At 56.5% G+C, this 21493-nt stretch carries 23 protein-coding genes; 1 reads left to right on the top strand and 22 read right to left on the bottom strand.

Annotated elements, in window-relative coordinates:
• Window positions 1–122: 122 nt before the first annotated feature.
• Window positions 123–233, top strand: a complete 111-nt coding sequence (gene cmpA, locus NZD89_RS01510) for a cortex morphogenetic protein CmpA (protein ID WP_146823505.1) — start codon at window positions 123–125, stop codon at window positions 231–233.
• A gap of 111 nt (window positions 234–344) precedes the next feature.
• On the opposite strand, the gene NZD89_RS01505 is transcribed toward cmpA, so the two are convergent.
• The 22 genes from NZD89_RS01505 to NZD89_RS01400 all read right to left on the bottom strand — a co-directional run bounded on the left by NZD89_RS01505 (window position 345) and on the right by NZD89_RS01400 (window position 21390).
• Complete coding sequence (locus tag NZD89_RS01505) at window positions 345–524, bottom strand: hypothetical protein (RefSeq protein ID WP_268006111.1); 180 nt, start codon at window positions 522–524, stop codon at window positions 345–347.
• Window positions 525–534: 10 nt separating this feature from the next.
• A complete protein-coding gene (locus NZD89_RS01500) occupies window positions 535–729 on the bottom strand; it encodes a hypothetical protein (RefSeq protein WP_268006110.1) in 195 nt (64 codons plus the stop codon).
• 119 nt (window positions 730–848) lie between these two features.
• Window positions 849–1343, bottom strand: a complete 495-nt coding sequence (locus NZD89_RS01495; protein ID WP_268006109.1) for a S1 domain-containing RNA-binding protein — start codon at window positions 1341–1343, stop codon at window positions 849–851.
• Between the two features lie 143 nt (window positions 1344–1486).
• On the bottom strand, window positions 1487–1840 hold the full coding sequence (locus tag NZD89_RS01490; RefSeq protein WP_268006108.1) for an FtsB family cell division protein: 354 nt from the start codon (window positions 1838–1840) through the stop codon (window positions 1487–1489).
• Between the two features lie 24 nt (window positions 1841–1864).
• Window positions 1865–2464, bottom strand: a complete 600-nt coding sequence (yabQ, locus tag NZD89_RS01485) for a spore cortex biosynthesis protein YabQ (RefSeq protein ID WP_268006107.1) — start codon at window positions 2462–2464, stop codon at window positions 1865–1867.
• Complete coding sequence (locus tag NZD89_RS01480) at window positions 2461–2733, bottom strand: YabP/YqfC family sporulation protein (RefSeq protein ID WP_268008360.1); 273 nt, start codon at window positions 2731–2733, stop codon at window positions 2461–2463. Before NZD89_RS01480 ends, yabQ begins: the two co-directional genes overlap by 4 nt.
• A gap of 296 nt (window positions 2734–3029) precedes the next feature.
• Entirely contained in the window at window positions 3030–3326 is a 297-nt protein-coding gene (locus NZD89_RS01475) for an RNA-binding S4 domain-containing protein (RefSeq protein WP_268006106.1), read from the bottom strand.
• A gap of 3 nt (window positions 3327–3329) precedes the next feature.
• On the bottom strand, window positions 3330–3713 hold the full coding sequence (gene hbs, locus NZD89_RS01470) for a non-specific DNA-binding protein Hbs (protein WP_438938749.1): 384 nt from the start codon (window positions 3711–3713) through the stop codon (window positions 3330–3332).
• Window positions 3667–5142: a bifunctional methyltransferase/pyrophosphohydrolase YabN gene (gene yabN, locus NZD89_RS01465; protein WP_268006104.1), complete on the bottom strand. Its 1476-nt coding sequence runs from the start codon at window positions 5140–5142 to the stop codon at window positions 3667–3669. The genes hbs and yabN overlap by 47 nt, the downstream gene beginning before the upstream one ends.
• 14 nt (window positions 5143–5156) lie before the next feature.
• Entirely contained in the window at window positions 5157–6761 is a 1605-nt protein-coding gene (locus NZD89_RS01460; protein ID WP_268006103.1) for a putative polysaccharide biosynthesis protein, read from the bottom strand.
• Window positions 6762–6932: 171 nt separating this feature from the next.
• A complete protein-coding gene (gene spoVT, locus NZD89_RS01455) occupies window positions 6933–7475 on the bottom strand; it encodes a stage V sporulation protein T (protein ID WP_284286025.1) in 543 nt (180 codons plus the stop codon).
• Between the two features lie 142 nt (window positions 7476–7617).
• Window positions 7618–11178 carry a transcription-repair coupling factor gene (gene mfd / locus NZD89_RS01450; RefSeq protein ID WP_268006101.1) on the bottom strand — a complete coding sequence of 1187 codons (3561 nt, stop codon included), beginning with the start codon at window positions 11176–11178 and terminating at the stop codon, window positions 7618–7620.
• A gap of 170 nt (window positions 11179–11348) precedes the next feature.
• Complete coding sequence (locus tag NZD89_RS01445; protein WP_268006100.1) at window positions 11349–11588, bottom strand: anti-sigma-F factor Fin; 240 nt, start codon at window positions 11586–11588, stop codon at window positions 11349–11351.
• Window positions 11589–11682: 94 nt separating this feature from the next.
• Complete coding sequence (gene pth / locus NZD89_RS01440) at window positions 11683–12255, bottom strand: aminoacyl-tRNA hydrolase (protein ID WP_268006099.1); 573 nt, start codon at window positions 12253–12255, stop codon at window positions 11683–11685.
• Window positions 12256–12288: 33 nt separating this feature from the next.
• Window positions 12289–13233 carry a ribose-phosphate diphosphokinase gene (locus tag NZD89_RS01435; protein ID WP_268006098.1) on the bottom strand — a complete coding sequence of 315 codons (945 nt, stop codon included), beginning with the start codon at window positions 13231–13233 and terminating at the stop codon, window positions 12289–12291.
• A complete protein-coding gene (gene glmU, locus NZD89_RS01430; RefSeq protein WP_268006097.1) occupies window positions 13223–14635 on the bottom strand; it encodes a bifunctional UDP-N-acetylglucosamine diphosphorylase/glucosamine-1-phosphate N-acetyltransferase GlmU in 1413 nt (470 codons plus the stop codon). The genes NZD89_RS01435 and glmU overlap by 11 nt, the downstream gene beginning before the upstream one ends.
• A 377-nt stretch (window positions 14636–15012) precedes the next feature.
• Window positions 15013–15315 carry a septation regulator SpoVG gene (gene spoVG, locus NZD89_RS01425; RefSeq protein ID WP_268006096.1) on the bottom strand — a complete coding sequence of 101 codons (303 nt, stop codon included), beginning with the start codon at window positions 15313–15315 and terminating at the stop codon, window positions 15013–15015.
• Between the two features lie 295 nt (window positions 15316–15610).
• The gene (locus NZD89_RS01420) at window positions 15611–15991 is read right to left on the bottom strand and encodes a Rid family detoxifying hydrolase (RefSeq protein WP_268006095.1); all 381 of its coding nucleotides are present in this window, start codon (window positions 15989–15991) and stop codon (window positions 15611–15613) included.
• Between the two features lie 82 nt (window positions 15992–16073).
• Window positions 16074–16889, bottom strand: a complete 816-nt coding sequence (gene purR / locus NZD89_RS01415) for a pur operon repressor (protein ID WP_268006094.1) — start codon at window positions 16887–16889, stop codon at window positions 16074–16076.
• Window positions 16890–16921: 32 nt separating this feature from the next.
• Entirely contained in the window at window positions 16922–17821 is a 900-nt protein-coding gene (gene ispE / locus NZD89_RS01410) for a 4-(cytidine 5'-diphospho)-2-C-methyl-D-erythritol kinase (protein WP_326492905.1), read from the bottom strand.
• Window positions 17822–17896: 75 nt separating this feature from the next.
• On the bottom strand, window positions 17897–20551 hold the full coding sequence (gene cphA, locus NZD89_RS01405; protein WP_268006092.1) for a cyanophycin synthetase: 2655 nt from the start codon (window positions 20549–20551) through the stop codon (window positions 17897–17899).
• Complete coding sequence (locus NZD89_RS01400; protein WP_268006091.1) at window positions 20548–21390, bottom strand: cyanophycinase; 843 nt, start codon at window positions 21388–21390, stop codon at window positions 20548–20550. The genes cphA and NZD89_RS01400 overlap by 4 nt, the downstream gene beginning before the upstream one ends.
• Window positions 21391–21493 lie beyond the last annotated feature (103 nt).

Below are 21493 nucleotides of genomic sequence, written 5' to 3'. Positions count from 1 at the left end.
GCGGGAGAATTTTGGCGGATAACAGGGTTGTTCGTGGGGCACAAACGCCTAGTTCTGCGTAAACTAACATCAAACCTAGGCAGAAATCAGCCGCTACCACGTCAAAAGGCGAGGTGAATGGAATGCCGGAATGGTTACGAAGTCAACTGAGGCGGGCGTTCCAGAATCGCGATAGAAAATCCATTCAAATGCTCAATCAAGCGTTCTTTCGATACCGCAATCGTCAAACGTAAGGCGCCCGTCGAGCGTGTTGCACAGGTCTGCGGCCAGAGGCCCTGTGCAACACCCACGACCACGACGACTGTCGCACGCCGACGCGCTCCGTCATCGTGATGTGTCCCTCTTCACGTGGCAGCGAGAAGGGTGAACCCCGCAAAAATGCAATACGCGATGAGCAGCCATACCGCTTGTTTGAGCCTACGCCGACGCACGTTCCAGACGGCAGTCAAGACGACTCCAAGTGTGAGCAGACACATGAACATCGTCAGCAGGAATGGATGGACAGCCGGAATCCACGGGCGCATCGTCTTCCCCTTAATGACGGCTCAGCACGCGACCTCGGAACTTCGCGAGAATCCGTTGCATGACGGCTTCATCCACAGGTCCAAGCTGCCCCTTGTACATATCCAACGAAATGTGGCAGCCATCCCGGTCGTTGATATCGGCAAAGCCCATAATGACCTGTTCGCCGCTCTCCAATTGATACTCGAGATAATACGTGTCCGCCATATCTGTGAGCCCCTCCTCGACACGGCTGCTGAACAACAGCCGGAAACGTCCGAAAAACAAAAGGAAAACCGGGCAGCCAACAGCCTGCCCGGTTCGCGTTATGTCCAGTATAGCAAAGGTTACCCTCTCCGACCACCGCGGCCGCCGCGTTTAGATTCGTTTCTGCGCAGCGCCGAGAGACGTTCCTCGCTGTCTTTAAGAAAACGATTCATCAGCTGGTCAAATGAACCACCCCGGGGACCACCTTGGCCACCACGTCCGCCTTGACCGCGACCACCCTGGCCACCACGCCCGCCGTAGCCACTTTGACCACCGCGACCGCCGTAACCGCCTTGACCACCGCTGTGTTGTGGACGGGTGCTCTGCGAACTCGCCGCAGTTTCACTGGCTTGGCGGATGGAGAGTGCAATTTTGCCGTCAGCACCCACGCTGATGACTTTGACTGTCACCTCATCATCCACGTGCAAAAAGTCGTGAACGTCTTTGACATAGCTGTCCGAAATCTCCGAAATGTGAACGAGACCTGTTGCACCTTCTGGCAAAGTCACAAACGCTCCAAACCGAGTGATCCCTGTAACCTTGCCTGTCAACTTACTGCCGACCTCAATGGCCATAAAGACGCCGTTCCTCCCTATTCGCGTCGAACGAATAAAAAAATGATAATTCCTGGTCTGCACGAGACTCTTGCCTCGGACGGGTGCCAAGTCGTGTTGTCCGGTTGGAGGCGCGGCCCCCTATTCGTACAATCACGTCAATATTATCCGTGTTGACTGTTGTTTTGCAAATCAAACGGTACCTGACCTGGCATCGTTAGGCCAAAGTTTTGTGCGGAGTACTTTTCAATATACGCATCACTGTTCAATTGTTGCTTTTCCTGCTGCAAACGTTGGTTCTGCGCTTTCAACTGACTCAGTTGCGATGCGTACTGTTGGTGTTGCGCCTGTAAATTGACCAGTTGAGGGCGCTCTGCATGCAGATAGTGGAATAACGACCAGCCACAGATGACGATCAGTGCCAAGTAGCGCAAACGGAACAAAGGATGTCTTTGTCTAATTTGAGTACGTGCGTTTGGGGCGACTGTAGTCTTTCCGTGTTGACGAGTTGCAAGCACGAGCGCAACGCTCCCTGTGATGAGTTAGGAAACCGAACGAGGCTTCTTTTTCAGCACATTCGACAGCCAGTCCCAAAACACCTGCTCATATGCTTGAAGTTTTTTTCGCCACGCGCGTTCAGGCTTCCAAAAACGGCGCAATGGAAAGAAACAAACGGTTGCCACAAAGCGGATAACAGCAGAGATACCGTCCTCGATATGACATCCCAAGGCATAGAGTATGCACAATATACGCCAGGCGACACGGCAAGTGACTAAAATTGGCACTCCAATCAGCCGATACAGCAGCCGTCCGAAGAACATCACCACGCCGCGCACAAACCGGACGATGGCAAACGCACTGCCGATGACGACGCGCCGGAACAGAACCCGATACACTAAGTAACCTACACCAATCAGGAGAAACGTATACACGCGGAAGGTACCCTGTATCGTAATAAAGGTGAGATAGTAGACGACGAACCCGGAAGCCACCCAAAACACCAGATCCAAAAACGGCCTAAGCCAACGCAGCAGCTTCGTTGCCCCTGTGACGGTGGAGTAAAAGTCGAACGCTGTGCCCATACACCATCCACTCGCCAGCATCCAGAACACATACGAGGCGTTTACCATCGTATCGGTCATCGCAACAATCGCCTCGCAAAGCCCTTCCGCTTCGTCTCATCCGCGTACTGCAAGGCTACAATATGACCCTCAATGCGCACGATACCGGCCTTTACATCAAACTGCTTCATGTGAAGGGAATCGCCTTCGATGTAGAGGTTGCCCGAGGTAGTGACCAGTTCAAAGGCGTTCACGTCGAAGCTCGTAACCCGCTCGACGCCGGTGATTTCGAGCGCCTCCCGCCCTGTTAACCGGACATTGTGTGCGTCTTGTGCGCCCAAATCTTGCACCCCCAAGTTGTCCAAGTGTCCACCCTAAGTGTATGAGCGACTGCCAATTATAGAACTGCTGCTGGCCGGAAAGCCGGGGTGGGGGGCTTGATGCGCGAAGTGGAGCGCGACGGGCGGATAGTTCACCGCCAATGTTAAACACACCTTGGCCGATGGCCGCCGAGGTCTAGAAAAAGTAGTGGGAAACGCCAGTTCTGCAAGTCTACTTGGCGAATAAGGGGACGTAAGAAAGAGGTCGCCACCAGAGCGCATGACGCTTCAGGGCGACCTCTTTCCTACGATGAAGTTCCGAGATGTTACGCCTCATCCTCGTCGTCCACGTATTCTGGCTCGACGGCCTCGCGGGCCACCGAGGAAATCACGTGGTACAACTCGAGGGCTTCATCCCGACGAGGATGATCCGCAAGCTTTCGAACTTCAACCGTGACCGTCTTGTTTCCGTAACGGATGGCTAAAGTATCGCCAACTTGCACGGTGGTCGATGCTTTGGCAGTTCGATTTCCCACCGTTACACGCCCGGCATCGCAGATCTGCTTGGCGAGTGTACGGCGTTTGATGAGACGCGAGACCTTCAGAAATTTATCGAGACGCAAGGGTTAGCGAGTGCTCTCCTTGAGCTTGTTGCCTGGTTTAAAAGCTGGGACCGTCGAAGCTGGAATCTCAATCACTTCGCCAGTTTGTGGGTTGCGGCCTGAGCGGGCAGCGCGCGCACGCGTCTCAAACGTGCCAAAGCCAATGACTTGAACCTTCTCACCGGAGCTCAACGTTTCCTCGATGATTTCAAATACGCTGTTAACGGCCTGTTCGGCGTCTTTTTTCTTCAGACCAGTCTTGTCGGCCACTTGGTTGATCAATTCCATTTTATTCACTTGCGGGATACCCCTTTCGTGGGAATGTCGGGAATCTAATTCGTCCTTTCCCGCCCGATTCCTGCTAATTTTTTTCCTGCAATTCGATTTTTGCCTTACTCCAGAATTCATCTAGCTCGTCCAGGCTGAATGAATCCCAGTCCTTACCGGACTCTCGTACGGCTGATTCTACCAGGTTGAATCGGTCTACAAACTTTCGCGTCGCGTGCATCAAGAGCACTTCGGCGTCCTTTTTCCGGAACCTGCTTAGGTTCACGCACGCAAACAGCAGATCTCCGAGCTCCTCATCAGCCGCATCGCTGTCCTCACCGGCACGCAGTTCTTCTTCTAATTCAGTCATTTCCTCTTTTATTTTTTCTAATACATCTTTTACTTGTTTCCAATCGAATCCGACTTTGGCGGCAGCCATCTGGACGTCCGCCGCCACGGTCAAAGCTGGGCCACTAAGCGACACATTGTCTAGGATTCTTGGCGAATCTTCCGACGCTCTCTCCGCTTGCTTGACTTCGTCCCACAGCTGGTTGGCATCGCTTACGTTTGCTGCCGTTTCGCCCCCGAATACGTGCGGATGCCTGCGAATCAACTTCGCCGCCAATCTCTCAAACACGTCTCGAATGCTAAACTCGCCAAACTCCTCCCCGATTTGCGCGTGAAGCAGTACCTGCAAGAGAAGGTCGCCGAGCTCTTCGGCGAGGTGGTCATAGTCCGCGGCGTCGATCGCCTCCGCCACTTCATACGCTTCCTCGATGACATATTTGCGCAAGCTTTCGTGTGTCTGCTCCCTGTCCCAAGGACAACCGCCCGGCGCGCGCAAAGCGGCCACAATGTCCATGGCCTCCCAAGGGTCCCGCAGGCGGTTCGTGCGGCTTTGCATCGGCGCAACGTAAACGGTCGTCAAGTGGTCGACCCACGGCACCCGGTCAAGCTCATATAGTGGCATCCGTTCGATCCGCTCCTCGCCAGCGACTCCAGCCGCGCGCAAGACGGTGATTTCATAGTCGTCCGGGTAGACCTCCATCAACGTCAACTTGGTCTCTGCCGCAATCGTCGGCTGGTACACCTGCGCAATCAGGGTGTGGAGAGCAGGGTTCAGCAGTCTTCCGGCGAGGGTTGTCCCATCGAGCAGCAGGAGACCGTCGATGGGATCTATCTTCAGTCGCGCCGCCGCGATGTCGAGAAAGCTCTGGCCCGGACCGATATCGACCTGAACTCCGGGGACATCCTGTTCCAACAAGTTTTGCACGCTTTGCTCGGCGACCAGTGGGTGCCCGGGAACGGCGTAGATGAAGTCGGTGCCATGGGACGCTTTCTCGATGAGCCGCTCGGCCATCTGGCGGTAGACTTCGTCGAAGTGATCGAGCGTTTCGTACAGGTCGTCGTACGCCTCAAACGCAAAACCCTGTTCCTCCAGTTGGGCCACGACTGGGTGAATGCGCGTACGCAGCACAATCGGCATGCCACTCTTCAACAACTGATATGTACCCATCGGGAGACCGCTTAGATCCCCAGGCCCCAAGCCTACAACGTGGATGACGGCCATGTTTTTCCACCCTCTCAGTGCATAGAGAAAAACCTCCGGCTAACGCGTGCCAGGAGTGGTCCAATATGCGGAATTGACATCAACTCTTCTTCAGATAACGATCCGCTCACAAGTATAGCAAACAAGTAGACGGCTACGCCGGCACCCAGGATGACGAGCGTCGCAACCGCCGACCACAGCCGACCGGCGGCCGGCCCGCCAAACACTTCCCACTGCCGCTCCAGTGCGAACACGGCACCACTCATGATGGTGGTGGCGATGAGCGGTCGGTAGAGCCAGCGGCTGAGCGCCAGGCGATCTCCGAACAGGTGCCTCACTGCGTGAAGGTTTAGAACGGCGGCGACTATGTAGCTGATCACCGTCGCGAACGCGGCACCTGCAATGCCGTAGCGTGGAACGAAAATAAAGTTTGCCACAAGTTTGACCAAACACGAAACCAACATATACACGATGGGCCGATAGATCCACCCAGCCCCCTGTAAGAGTGCAGCCGTCGTCGTCTGGATACTCGCAAACAGAATCGACAAGGCTAACACCTGAATCGCAGCAGTTCCGTCCGCATCCGTGAACAAGGCCACGTTGATCGGCTTGGCGGCCAGCACCAGTCCCGCTGTGGCCGGGAGCGCCAGCAACACGGTGAGGCGAAGGGCCATGTCCACGCGGTTTGCGAGCAACTCGCGATGGCCGAGGGTGAACGCTTCCGAGATGGCCGGCATCACGGCCACGCCAATCCCGGCGGCGAGCGTCGTCGGCAACATCGTCAATTTAAACGCGCGGCCACTGAGCAACCCAAATTGCGTCGTCGCTAGATTTTGACTTTCCCCCACGCGCTTTAATAGATTTACGACCGTGATCACGTCGACGTTGTGCAACAGGGGGACGACCAGTGCGCCGATGCTGATCGGAAACGCGTAATAAATCAACTTCTTGGTGACCGTTCGGCCGTCGACTTTCTGCCGCGTCAAGTCCTCCGGAATAAAGCGGCCCCGGCGCCGCCAATACACGAGCATCGCGATGAACCCTGCCAAGGCGCCCGTCACGGCACCAAATGCCGCACCTGCGGCGGACACTCGCTGGGACGCACCAATGTCGACAAAGTACACGGACAGGCCGATGATCGTCGCGACGCGCACTAACTGCTCGAGCACCTGTGAAAAGGCGGTCGGATCCATCCACTGGTACCCCTGAAAATAGCCGCGCAGCACGCTCAAAATGGGGACGACTAAAAGTGCCGGTGAGATGGCTCGAATGGCGGATACACTCTCCGGGTCGCCTGCGATGACGGCCCATTCCGGAGCGAACAGATAGAGCACGAGAAAGGCGAAGACGCCCCCCAGCGACAAGAGCCAGGCGGCCACGCGCAGCACTTGCTTGGCTGCGGCCGGATTGCCGTCCGCCACTTCTTCGGCGACCAGTTTCGAAATCGCCACCGGAAACCCGGCGGTTGCCACCGCCAATAGTGTGGCGTAGATAGGATAGGCCATCTGAAAGAGGCCCATACCGTGATCGCCGATGATGTTCTGCAACACGATGGTGTAAATGGAGCCGAGGAATTTAGACAACATCGCAGCCCCCGCCAAGAGCATGGCGCCACGTACGAAGTTCCGAGATCCGATCAACTCTATCCCCCCTGGAAAGCAACCCTGTCCCATATGTATGGGACAATCCAGGGAGATAGTCCTGAATCCCAAGCAGACGTGAAAAGGCCTGCTGCAGTCGACGCCGCAACAGGCCTTGTCCAACATAAAATGAACCGCGATGCAAATCCATTAGACCTAAAGCTTTTCCGGTTACTGTTCCATCTGGCGCGCGAGAAAGCCAGCGGCTGTCTCGGCGAGTTTTGTCTCTGTGTCGCCCATTTTCACGTTGTCTTCCCGCGAGATAATGACCACGGCGCCAATTGGATCCCCCGCTGCGATAATTGGAGCGATCACGCGAGCGGAGAGGTGTTCAGTGCGATCCTTCACCACAGAAAAGTCACCAGGTGTACTGTTCACAATGGTCTTTCGATCCTCCATCGCCTGTTCGACGTCCTCGCTCACGGATTTGTCCAGGAAGTCTTTCTTCGAGGAACCCGCAGCTGCGATAAAGACGTCACGGTCGGCAATGAGTGCGATATGACCCGTGGAATCTGCCAACGAATCAGCGTATTCCTTCGCGAAGTCCCCTAGTTCGCCGATCGGGGAGTACTTTTTCAAGATGACTTCTCCGTCGCGATCGACAAAAATCTCCAAGGGATCGCCTTCGCGGATCCGCAGCGTGCGTCGAATTTCCTTCGGAATCACCACGCGACCGAGGTCATCAATTCTCCGTACGATGCCTGTTGCTTTCAAGAAATGATCCCTCACCCTCATGAAGTTTGGTGCAACGGATGTCTGACGTGACTGTATTATGTGACACCAATTTGCCCTCTATGCACCAGTCGAGCAAAGGCATGGGGGGAAAGGGACTTAGCTGGCGCTGCAGGTTGAAACGTCACTTCACTTCGGCGACTTTTTCGGCCGACTTGTTCGAAGTCCGAACGGCCTCGACATAATCCTGAAGGAAAGCCTGCAACTTCTTCAACAGGTCTTCGTGACTGAGGCCCTTCGTCCGAAACGACACGAAGATCAGGCCGTTGGGTCGGCGGGTGAGCTGCCCTTGGTGCTTCATCGTCATCGACAGCAGCTTCGCATAATCGATCGCCGGCGAGTCCTCATCACCTGGAAAGCGTACTGCCGTCTCCGCCCCGTGGGAGGAGATCTGATCCGCGCCCGCATGAGCGGCGAAGCTCTTCAAACGAGCGACGCCGAGCAGATTGCGAACTTCTGTCGGCAAATCACCATAGCGATCTTCGAGCTCTTCCTCCAAGTCGTTTGCCTCGTTCTGCGTCTGAACGTGCTTAAACCGTTTGTACATCGCGATCTTCTGCGCGGCATCGCGAATGTAGCTGTCCGGCAAGTAGGCTTCGACCGGGAGATCAATACTCGGCTCAGGCGCTTGCTTCACCTGCTCACCGCGAAGCTCGCGAACGGCCTGCGCCAGCATCTCACTGTACATGTCAAAGCCCACGGAGTTGATAAATCCGTGTTGCTCTGCCCCGAGCAGATTTCCGGCGCCGCGAATAGACAGGTCCCGCATCGCGATTTTAAAGCCGCTCCCCAGTTCCGTGAACTCCTTGATGGCTGAGAGACGCTTTTCGGCAATTTCGTTGAGAACTTTATCACGCTGGTACGTGAAATAGGCGTAGGCGATACGGTTGGAGCGCCCTACGCGCCCACGCAGTTGATACAACTGAGACAACCCGAAACGGTCGGCGTCGTACACCACGAGCGTATTGACGTTGGAGATGTCGAGGCCCGTCTCGATGATGGTCGTCGTGACCAAGACGTCGATTTCGCCCTCCAAAAAGTCGAGCATCGCGCGCTCGAGTTCATCCTCCGCCATTTGCCCGTGTGCCACGCCAATTCTCGCCCCCGGTGCCAGCCGCCCGATGCGCTCAGCCATGCCGTGGATGGACTGAACCTGGTTGTACACGAAGTACACCTGTCCGCCGCGCCCAAGCTCGCGCTCCAAGGCCTCGCGAATCAGCCCTTCGTTGTACTCGACGACGTACGTCTGAACCGGGAATCGGTTTTCAGGAGGCGTCTCGATGACCGACAAATCTCGCACGCCCATCATCGACATGTGCAGTGTACGAGGGATGGGCGTCGCAGTCAGCGTCAAACAGTCGACGTTCGCCCGCATCTGCTTCAGGCGCTCCTTGTGCGTCACGCCAAAGCGTTGTTCCTCGTCTACGATGAGCAGACCCAAGTCCTTAAATTGGATAGACTTTTGGAGCAGCCTGTGGGTGCCGATAACAATGTCCACACTGCCATCCTTCAATCCCTTGACGCACGCTTGCGACTCCTTGCGGGTTCGAAAGCGGCTGAGCATGTCGATGGTCACCGGAAATCCTGCGAAGCGCTCCTTGAACGTCTCGTAGTGCTGCTGTGCCAAGACGGTCGTCGGCACGAGTATCGCCACCTGCTTGCCGTCCATCGCCGCCTTGAATGCCGCGCGCACCGCGACTTCCGTCTTGCCATAGCCCACGTCTCCGCAGAGCAGGCGGTCCATGGGGCGGGATCTTTCCATGTCGCGCTTGATATCGGATATCGCACGCAGTTGATCCGGCGTTTCCTCGTATGGAAACATGTTCTCGAAGTCGACCTGCCAGGGGGTGTCTGGAGAAAACGCGTGCCCGGGCGTCGCTTCGCGGGAAGCGTAGAGTTTGACCAGGTCTTCAGCGATGTCCTTGACCGTCTTACTGACCCGCGATTTGACCTTTTGCCACTCACTGCCGCCCAAGTGGTACAACTTCGGTTCCTTCTCACCGGATCCGACGTACCGTTGAATTTGGTCAATCTGGTCGACTGGAACGTACAGACTGTCGTTTCCGGCATAACTCAGGTACAGGTAATCCTTGTGGCGACCGTCTACGTCGAGGGTCTTGATGCCCAAGTACTTACCGATACCGTGATTGACGTGCACGACGAAGTCGCCCACGTTCAACTCTTGGTAACTCTTGATCCGCTCGGCGTCCGACAGTTCCACGCGCGACCTGCGGTGCTTGCGCTTGGCAGTGAACACTTCGCTTTCGACGACGACGACGAGTCGGTGCATCGGCAACTCGAACCCGCTCGATAGATTGACTGTGAGAATTTGCGGAACGGTAGTCGCGCTAAACTCCTCAGCCCTATCCGCCTCGATGCGATAATCCTCCAAAACGCGCTCCAGGTGGTCGGCCCGTTCCTTGGTGGCTGCGGCGAACACGACGTGTAACCCGCTCTTCAACCAACGAGCCACTTCCGATTTCAGGACGTTCATCTGACCGTGGAAGTTCTGCATACTCTTCGACGTGACGTTGATTACGCGGCTGAAGCGCTGCCCGGCCCCGGCCCTCGTGAACGTCGAGAACTGCACTTTGCCATGTGGGACCTGAGCCAAAATGGCCTCGTGATCCGTCGGGGCGACGGTGCCTGACAGGATATCCCCGCGCATCAGGGCCGCAGACAGCCACTCTGCGAACTCCTTCTCGAGCGACTTCGCCCGCTCACTCAACCTCGACGGTTCATCCAGACAGACGAAGTAGCTCCCTGGAACGTAGTCGAACAGGGTGTTTAACTCGGTTTCAAACAGTTGCGCGTAGCGCGCAAGCCCCGTAAACGCCTGACCGCTCTGCAGTTTGCGAAGGTCCGAACCGACGACTGTCTGCAACCTGTCGCGCACTTCGATGTCGTTGACGGTGCGAAGTCGTGCGTCGAGGTGTTTCTCGATTTTGGCCGCAGCCAATCTCGCAGCCGTCACAGAAACCAACAAGTCGGAAGCGGGGCCAAAAGAAACCGATTCCAATTTATCTAGAGAGCGTTGGGAAGCGGGATCGAACGTACGAATGCTATCCACATCCGTATCAAACCACTCGATACGGTACGGGTGAGTCGCCGCCATCGGAAAGATGTCGAGAATGCCACCCCGAAGGCTGAATTGGCCCCGAGTCTCCACCAGTTCCACACGCTCATAGCCACTTTTTACAATGCGCTCGGTGACGTTCTCGAGAGATACGGCGTCCCCGACGCTCAATTCAATCGACTGCTGGAGGAATTGCGCTCGGGACGTCAACGGCTGCGTGGCCGCAAGGAGTGTCGTCACGACAATCGTGGGGGTTCCTCGCGAGAGCGCTTCAAGTACGTTCAAACGTTCAGATATGACATCGGATGAGGACGCGACGAGATCGACCATCGCATTTTCCCGTTCCGGGAACAAGAGTACCTGAGCATCAGGCAGATATTCTTTGAGGTCTTCCCAAATGGTCTGCGCCTGACTGGACGTATGTGTCACGACGACCATGGATTCCTTCACTACATCCTGATTGCGCAGGGCGTACAATGCAGCCATAAATACCTGTCGCCCTGCGCCTGCGACGCCTGTTACCAGCGCGTCGTTTCGTTGTGGTCCGATTTGTTCAGATAAGGTTTGTAATGCTTCATCTGCGGCTACGAGGCGAACGAGACCCTTCACGATACCCCTCCTACATCTAAGGTGCAAAACGCACAAAGGACCTTAGCAAATAGCCAAGGCCTGACACGCACGTCCTGTGCATGTTTGGGTACAAGACCCTGCGAGGTCGACTCGAAGTTGTCCGAATCAGCGATGGTCACTGATTCGGACGCAAAACGCACGCCATATCCTTACTGTATGACGTGACCCTCGACAAGTAACTCTGGATTCATATTGACAGCCTGTTCGCAGTGCTCACAGACCGTATGGATCTTCACCGCATCTGCGGTCGATTCGATGACATCCCGCTGATGGTCATGGCTGAGGTGATGAAGACCGAGACGCTCTACACCATCCGTATATGACCACTGCGCCTGCTCAACCGTTCCGACTGGATACTTACAATATCGGCACACGTATTCAAACCGCATAGGTTCCCCACCTCGTATCGTCTTCTGACACTAGTATGGGGGCAGAATGCGTGCCGCATACCTGAAGGAAGCGGTCAGACCTCGAACGGCGCGGTTAGAATGACACCTGATTATATTCGTTCATCGCGCGCTCAAACCCGTGTTCGACGCTGTAAAGAGCCGCTTCTGTTGCCGCTTCTGCGGCCTTGTCGACCCTGGTTCTGTCATCTTTGGCAAAGGCGCCAAGCACGTGCCCGATAACGTCTATGCCCGGGGCCGGCCGGCCGATGCCCAAGCGCATACGGCAAAATGACTCGGTGCCGAGTTGCGCCACGATGGATTTGATGCCGTTGTGGCCTCCGGCACTGCCGCGGGCCCGCAATTTTAGCTGACCTGGCGCGAAATCCATATCGTCATAGGCGATGATGACGTCTTCCTCAGTGCGCAACCGATAATAGTTAACGATTTCTTGTACGGCCATGCCGCTAAGGTTCATAAATGTCTGCGGCTTCACTAAGAGCACTGTTTCGTTCCCGACTCGGCTCTCGCCGACAAACGATTGGAACTTTGCCCTGGTCACCGATACGCCAAGCTTAGCCGCAAGCCTATCGACGACCCAAAAGCCAACATTGTGCCGCGTTTGTTCGTACTTCGGGCCAGGATTCCCGAGGCCTACGATGACTTTCACAACCGTGTCCCCTTACGTGCGAAGCGCGTCAGATCAGTCGAACAACTGACTGATGGAACGCTGCGTGTGCACGCGAATGATTGCCTCTGCGATCAATTCTGCCACAGACAGCACGCGAATTTTGTCGATCCGTTTGTGTTCCGGCAAAGCGATTGTATTTGTGACGACGACTTCCTGAATTTCAGAGTTTTGGATGCGCTCTACCCCGTCGCCGGAGAGAACCGGGTGAATGCAACACGCGTAAACGCCCTTCGCGCCTCGATTCAACAACTCCTTCGCACCAGCCGTAATGGTACCGGCGGTGTCGATCATGTCGTCGATTAAGATGGCCGTTTTCCCCTGGATGTCACCGATGATGTTCATCACTTGCGCGACGTTGACGGCCGGCCTGCGCTTGTCGATGATCGCCAGCGGAGCGCCCAGGCGCTCCGCGAACTGACGCGCGCGCGTAACGCCGCCCATGTCTGGAGATACAACCACCGGGTCCTCCAACTGCTTGTCCAAAAAGTAGTCGGCTAAAATCGGCATGCCGACGAGGTGATCAAGTGGGATGTCGAAGAAGCCCTGAATCTGTCCAGCGTGCAAGTCCATACAAATGACCCGATTTGCGCCGGCTTTTTCAAGCAGGTTGGCCACGAGCTTGGCGGTGATTGGGTCGCGGGCGCGCGCCTTCCGGTCTTGCCTCGCGTAGCCATAGTACGGGATGACGACATTGATGGCTCGCGCGGACGCACGCTTGAGGGCATCCACCATGATCAAAAGCTCCATCAGGTGCTCATTGACCGGCGCACTGGTCGGCTGAATGATGAAGACGTTGCTGCCGCGCACGCTCTCGCCGATGTTAATTTGCACTTCTCCATCCTTGAATCGGTTGACCTGACACTCCGCCAACGACACGCCGATGTAGTCTGCAATTTCCTGTGCCAGCGCCGGGTTTGAATTGCCGGTCACTAGTTTTAAATCGCCATCAATGGCCACGACTGTCCCCGCCTTCCGATGAGTTCGCTTGTTTCTTCTTCGCTTTCCACGCTCGAACGTAGTTTGGTTTAGTCACTTGCGGTACGCGGCCAATGACGAACGCGTCGTCACCGGCGTCTTGCGTCACAGTCGTACCCGCGACGATATACGACCCTTCGCCGACGTTGACCGGAGCGATGAGATTGACATTCGATCCGACAAAGCTGTGATCGCCAACGACCGTCTTGTGCTTGCGCTCACCATCGTAGTTCACGGTAATGACCCCACAGCCGACGTTGACATTGGCGCCGATGTCCGCATCTCCTACGTACGTGAGATGGCTGACTTTCGTATCGTCTCCAATTCGACTGTTCTTGACCTCGACAAAGTCCCCCACCTTCACGCGTTTGCCGACGTCCGCCCCCGGTCGCAAATAGGCGAACGGGCCAACCTGGGTGTCGTCGCCGATTCGGCTGTCGACCGCCACCGAGTATTGAACGGTCGCTCGCTCTCCGACTGTGACGTTTGTGAGCTGGGCATTGGGCCCGACGACCGAGAACGCCCCAACGGAGGTGGCCCCCATCAATATCGTACCCGGCAACAGTGTGACGTCTGCGGACAGTTGGACGTTGGCATCGATATACGTACTGTCCGGGTCTATCATCGTGACGCCCTCGCGCATCCAATGCTCCACAATTCGGCGGCGACACAACTGCTCAACGCGAGCGAGTTGGAGTCGGTCGTTCACGCTCGCGATTTCATCCACGTCGTCCACCGTTACTGGAATTGCCGGTTGACCACTGTTGCGCAATATCGCGATGGTATCTGTCAGGTAGTATTCATGTTGCGCGTTGTCCGGGCTCAGCTGTTCGACAGACTGTCGCAGCGCCCCCGCGTCATACACGTACATTCCCGTGTTGACGACACAGTGCTGACGTTCCTCTGGCGTCGCATCTTTTTCTTCGACGATTCTCGAAACAAATCCCGACTCGTCTACAAACACGCGGCCGAGTCCCGTCGGATCCTCCACGTTTGCCGTCAAAATGCCGACGGCAGCCCCTGCTTCCTCCCGTTGTGCAAACAACTTGTTCAACGTGCCAGCGCGAATGAGCGGCGCGTCGCCGTATAGGACGACGACCGATTCCGCATCGGGGCGAACGTGCGGCAAAGCGGCCCGAACCGCATCGCCCGTGCCTAACTGCTCCTCCTGAACCGCGACGTCCGCGCGCCCAGAAACCGCTTCCATAACCTTTTCTCGCTGTTGGCCGACGACCACAATCACCTGCGACAACCCCATTTCTTCGAGGGTGTCGAGAATGTGCGAGATCATCGGCTTACCGCAGACTTCATGTAAGACCTTGTGCCGCTTCGACTTCATCCGGCTACCGTGCCCGGCCGCCAGCACGATGGCGCTTCTAATCATGCTATCTCCTCCGTGATGTGACAGGTCATCGAAATCCACCGTCGCCAGATGCCACAGCACCCTATGGACCACCGGCTGCAGCGCTGTTTCGAAATTCCTCAAGTCATCCGGTTATATTCAACGATGAGTCGTCCCTCAGTTTACCTGATGGCTACAGACCAATTCAATTTTACACGTTATTGGTGGGATGGGTCACGTGGAATGACGTGATAGCCTTGATTTGGACACAATCTCGGCGGCCGAGGTCGACCAAGACAGACGATTCAGACCTTCATTTGGATAAAACCGGTACGGATTCCACTCAGCCAACTACAGGGATACTGCGGTTTGACTGCAAAAAACCCTGACCACAAGCCAGGGTTTTGGTGATATTTCGGTTAAGCCGTCGGTTCTTCAACAATTGATGCGTCATCTGCTCCCGTGTATTCCCCGACGCGATAATAAGCTTGGAGAACCGCTTCTTGTATTTTTTGTCTCGTCGTCGAAGAAATTGGGTGAGCAATGTCTCGAAATTCACCATCGGGTGTTTTTTTGCTTGGCATCGCGACAAACATACCATTGTTTCCGTCGATAATGCGAATATCGTGTACGACGAACTCGCTATCAATCGTAATCGACGCAATTGCCTTCATGCGACCATCTGTGGTTACTCTGCGCAGCCGTACATCTGTAATTTGCACCCTTGTGTCACCACCCTATCCTTACCCTTTGGGCGATTCTCCCTCTTGACACAATTCAACACTTCCATATAATCTCCTGCACACATCGTCATAATTTTTTCAAAACTTTTCGAAACCTGTCGAATTGAAACTCGTCAAACGGTAGAGGTATTTGGGAATGGCGGGAATCGCGGTGTAAATGAAGGGGAACAGTTCGTCAGCCCGAGACATTCGCAAAGCGCAAACGCCGAGTAGAGCCAGATGCGACCTTTGCGGCGGCGGTACCAGCATCGCTAACCCGCCGCCGCAACGTGTCTCAACCCTTGTAGACAATAAGTTCGATTTCGACCTGTACACCACGTGGTAGAGCGGCCACTTGCACGGTCGATCTCGCCGGTTTATGGTCGCCAAAAAACGTCTCGCAAGCGCTGTTAACCACGCCGAAATCCGCCAAGTTGGTCATGAAGATGGTCGCTTTCACAACTTGGTTACGGGATGCCTGTGCCTCAGTGAGGACCGCGTCAAGGTTGGCAAACACCTGCTTCACCTGTGCGCCGATGTCGCCCTCGACGACATCGCCGGCAGCCGTCAGCGGAATCTGTCCCGAAGTATACAGGAATGGCCCCACTTCCACGGCCTGTGAGTACGGGCCAATGGCTGCCGGAGCTGCGTTTGAATGGATGATCTTCATGAACATACTCTCCTTACACGGTAATCGTCCAGCAGCCAGTGACAAACGGGCAGTGCGGTCATCATGCCTTCGCGTCACCGAATGCGGACTAGCCGTTTTGAATGTCAATCAGTGTAGCGGGCTCTACGTGAACCCCCTGTTCACTGACCTCATGGACACGCAACAACGCAAAGTAGTCGTTGACCATTTTGTGGGTCGGTTGCGACGTCGCCATGAAGACAGCTGTGCCGACGACCGTAGCGGAGAACTCTTTCAGTAAGTGTTCGACGGCGCGAGCCGTGGCTCCGGCGCGCATGAAGTCGTCGACGATGAGTGCGCGAGCGTCCGGCGGAATCGTGCGTTTGCCGAGTGACATCGTCTGAATTCTCCTGGTCGATCCCGACACGTAGTGCGTGCTGATGGTCGGCCCCTCCGTCACCCGTTGATCTCGCCTCACTATCGCAATTGGCACGTTGAGATGGCGAGCAGTGGCCGCCGCTAAGGTGATGCCCTTGGTCTCCACCGTCACGACGACATTGATGCCTTTGTTCGTATACTGCATGCTGACGAGGCGCCCCACCGTGTCCAGCACGTGCGGATCTCCGAGCACGTCCGACAAATAGACAAAGTCTCCCGGCAGTACGCGGTCAGGCTTGGACAGTTTGTGCGCCAATCCGTCGAGGAACTGGCGCGCTTCGTCCATCGGAACCCCGGAGTGAAAGCGAACGCCGCCTTGTGCGCCGACGCTCGTTTCGACGATTCCGCGCTGTGCCTCCGCCAACGTCTTGCGAATGGTGGCGACATCCTCACTCAGCGAGGATTTGGCGATGTCCCACGCCTCAGAGAGGTGAGCAAGCGACAGCGCCTGAAGCGGACGCTCCACAAGAAGCTGTGTTAATCGAATCAGTCGCTCCGAACGCTGCACAACCTTGCCCCCTTTCTATAGTATCGCCACCGTTACTCCGACTTTGGCTGCAAACTCGTCAGGGATGATACGTTCCCTACAAATTGCGAGAAATATACATCCCGCATGATGCCCCGTAGTGCGTTGTACATCCGGTTGGCCTGCTGAATCGTCGGCGCCAGCAAGAACAGTGTGGGCCCGCTTCCGGACATGTGAACAGGATGGCGCGTAACCGCCTCGACCTTTTCCGAGAGTTGCAGAACCTCTGGATAGATGCCAAATGTCACAGGCTGCAACCGGTTGCTCACAAGCGCCGGAATGACGTCGACGTCGTCGTCGACCAGCGCCGCCACCATCCGCTCGCTGGTTGGCCGCACAGTGAAGTCTCCCGGCCGAAGCCCTTTGTAGATGTCCGCCGTCGACACGAACACGCGGGGATGGATGAGCAGCACGTACATGTGGCACCGATGCTCCACCCGGGTGAGCTGCTCCCCGCGCCCGCGGGCGATGGCAGTGCCCCCGTAGACGCAAAATGGCACGTCAGAACCGATTTCGGCACCCATTTCGGCGAGCTCGTCGAGCGAGAGCCCCGTTCCAAACAGCCGGTTCATCCCGCGCAGGGTCGCTGCCGCATCACTCGATCCGCCAGCCAAACCAGCCGCCACCGGGATATTTTTTTCCAGGTTGATATGTACCCCCGCGGAGATCTCTGTTCGCCGCAAGAACAGCTTGGCTGCTTGGACGGCGAGATTGCGGTCGTCCGTGGGTACATATGTGGCATTGCTCTCCAGGACAATCCTGTCTTCCGGGTGGCGCTCAAGCCAGACCAAATCCGACAGATCTATGCTTTGCATCACCATGTCTACTTCATGATAACCGTCAGGACGCCGATGCAGCACATCCAGCGTCAGGTTCACTTTTGCGTACGCCCGTTCTAACAGCAAAACTCCCACCTCGACATGGACTAAGCATGCCGAGGTGGGAGGACAAAGTCAAGTCGCGCACGCGGAAAATTCGAGCGACCGGAACTACAACATCGCGTACGTTTTGTTCGTGTACATCGCGATTTCCGTCACTCGCTCACCACCGCGTTCCAACAACAGCCGCTCAAGCGGTTCGGACGACTCGTAGAACATGCACACGATATCGCCCGCCTGAAGGGTGTCTAACGCGTAAGCCAACGCCTCTGTCTCGGCGAGCACCGTACGCGTCGGCTTGTGCGGTACAGTTCGTCGCAGAGTCTGCGACATCATCTGCGCGATTTCCCCGTTGGCGCGTCCCCGTTTGTCCGCGTCCTCTTTGACGATAAACGCGTCAAATACGGGGGCGAGCGCCTCTGTCGACTGCACGACCACCGAATCGGCCCGGTCGCCGGGCACGCCGATGATACCAAACAACCGTCGATGCGGCAGGCGCTTCACCCACTCGCCAACCGCTTGAAATCCCGCTGCATTGTGCGCGTAGTCAAGAATGATGTGAAAGCCGCCTGGCATGCGATACATCATACAGCGCCCGCGATTCGCCTCTGGTTGGAACTGCCGCAGAGCGAGTGCGACAGACCTTCTCGACAGCCCCGCGGCGCGAAGCGCGGCTGTCGCAAGCAGTGCGTTTTCGATGTGAAATCCGATGGTCCCCCGCATCGTGATGGGAATGTCTGCGACGGCAATCACGTGGCGCTTCATGGCTCCGTTCGCTTCGATAAGGTCCCCGTTTTCGACGTAGAATGCCGTTCCGCCCATGGCCAGGTGGCGCAATACGAGAGGGTTATCCGATCTCGATGAAGTGAGCACCACGCCTGACTGCAAACGCTCCATCAGCGCCACGAGATGCTCGTCATCGGCGTTGAGGACCACCGTGCCCTCTGGGTGCACGCACTCCGCGACGAGCGACTTGACGTGGACGAGGTCTTCAATCGTGTCGATGGCGTCCTGCCCGATGTGATCGAGTGAAATATTGGTTAGTACAGCCACGTCTGCCTTGTCGTAGGCGAGGCCTCCGCGCACAATACCGCCACGCGCCGTCTCGAGCACCGCAACTTCCACTTCTGGGTCCGACAAAACGAGGCGTGCGCTGCGAGGTCCAGTCGTATCCCCGCGTTGAATTAGTTCATCGTTGATGTACACGCCACCCGTCGTCGTGCAGCCAACGGTTTTTCCCTCACGCTGGATACCGTGCGCAATCAGGCGCGTCGTCGTCGTCTTTCCATTGGTCCCTGTGACCGAAATGATTGGAATCCGGCCGTTTTGTCCGCGCGGAAAGACAGATTCCACGATGTAATCCGCGACGTCGATTGGCATGCCGTGTGATGGATGCTGATGCATGCGGATGCCAGGCGCCGCGTTGACTTCGATGACGGCACAATTGTCGGCCGTGGCGGCGTCCTGAATTTCCTGAACCACCATATCTACGCCGCAGACGTCCAGCCCGACGAGTTTTGCACTGCGCTCCGCCAGGCGCTTGTAACTGGGGTGGATTTGCCGCGTGATGTCGTGTGCTTCGCCACCCGTCGACAGGTTCGCACTCTCGCGCAAGTCCACCCGTTCTCCCGCCTGCGGGACGGAATCCAGTGTGCGCCCTGCTTTGACGAGAGTTTCCTGCAGGACCTCGTCTAGGTGGATCTTCGTCAGCGGGCGCTCGTGCCCGTCGCCGCGCCGCGGATCTTGATTGGCCTCTTCAATTAACTCAGAAATGGTATGTACGCCATCGCCTACCACGTGAGCTGGGTCGCGCCGCGATACCGCCACACAAGTTCCGGATACGACGAGCAGGCGAAGGTTCTCCCCAAACACATACGACTCAACGAGTACCTCATCCGAATACGACTTTGCGATTTGAAACGCCCGCGTCGCTTGCGACTCGTCGGTGATGTTCAGGCTGACACCCTGCCCCTGCCGACCGTCGAATGGCTTCATCACGACTGGGGCGCGCAGCGCGTGGAACAGGCGAAGCGCATCCGCTTCGCTGCGGGCGACACCGCCGTCCGGGACGGGAATCCCGCCTTCGCGCAGAATGTCCTTCGTCAATTCCTTGTTGCACGAGATGTCGACGGCGACGCACGACGTCTGATCCGTGATGGTCGCGGAGATGCGCTTTCTATGCACACCTTGGCCAAGCTCCAGGAGACTTCCATCGCCGATGCGGCGAAACGGAATCTGTCGCCTCGCACAGGCGTCAGCGATGGCCTGGGTGCTGGGTCCCAACTGTTCACTGGCCACGATGTGCTTCGCCTGCGCAACCGCCTGCGAGATATATTCAGTAAGCCCTTCGGACTTCCCTTCGGTCAGGCGCCGTACGAGCTCCATCGCGCGTTCGAGCAAAACCGTTTGCCCATCAAACGACTTGCACTCCATGACGATGTCGTAGATGCCAGGCCCGTCCGCGTAGACTGTTTTTCCATAGTGGACGTCCAGTTCCGCGAGCGTCGCCAACTCGATGGTCACGTGCTCGACGATGTGGCCGAAATAAGTGCCTCCGTAAAGCCGTTCCACAAACCCTCCTGGCGCCCCTTTGGCACAGTGGTGCTCTCTGAGTCCAGGCAGCAATTCCAACAGTTTTTCGGTAAATCCAGGAAAGTCGAAACTCTCCTTGTCCGTGTAGGATTCCAAATGAACACGTGCAACCAAAATCGGTTTATAAAGGTATACGTTCGGGCCATCGATATGGCGGACCGATACGATGTTCATGAGGACAGCTCCTTGTTGTGTTTACGGACCCACTCCTTGAAATCGGGAATGGGGTTCCGATCCCTTAAGTCAAACCCACAGCCTTCTGGCAACGTATGAAGTTTTACGCCACACAGGGCCAGCGATTCGTCCCGACCGACTTGATCTAGGTTCGAGTAGGTGACACTGCCTGCGTCGACGATGCTCACGGCCCCTTGCCCGATAACTTCAATCACGTGGTCCTGCACAACCACCGCCGTGTTCTCATCGATACCAAGTCCGAGATGATGTGGGTACTGAGCCACTGCAGACAGCAAACGACCGAGACGTCCCCGCTGTGCGAAGTGCTGGTCAATGACTACGCCATCCAGAAACTCCATGCCTGGCGCCATGTCGACGATGCTCACGCGCGGATTGGTCTCCGCCTCACCTTCCACAATCATCGTGCTCGACATCATCGAGGCGCCGGCGCTGGTCCCGCCCAACGTGACGCCGCGATGTGCAGCGTCGTGCAGGGCCGCATCCACCCGGGTCCCTCCGAGGAGCTTGGTGATGCGCAATTGGTCTCCACCTGTGAAATAGATGCACGTGGCGTTCCCAATCATTTTGACGGCGCTTTCGAGGTTTGCGGCATCGCGTTTGGAGACGTCAAATGTCCGCACATCCTCCACACCGATGCGCTCGAACACCTCGATATAATCCATCCCAACTTCCACCGGCAACTCAGTGGCCACCGTGATGACCAGTACTCTCGCGCTCTTGCCGCCACCGAGCTCCACTAAGCGCCGAAGAATTTTGCATTCACCCTTCTTATCTTCAGCCCCACCCACAATGACTAAAGGGCCAGTATGGCCTGCCAAGCGGCTCCCTCCCTAACTCACGCATGTACGTTAGAGTGAAAATACATGGCTATCCTTTCCCAGGGCGCGCATTCTATGCGCCATTACCCGTGCGTGCTACGAG

Origin of the sequence: Alicyclobacillus fastidiosus, from assembly GCF_026651875.1 — a bacterium.
Lineage (GTDB): Bacteria > Bacillota > Bacilli > Alicyclobacillales > Alicyclobacillaceae > Alicyclobacillus > Alicyclobacillus fastidiosus.
The sequence above is the reverse complement of the archived record's forward strand: the minus strand, read 5'-3'. Positions and strand labels throughout refer to the sequence as shown.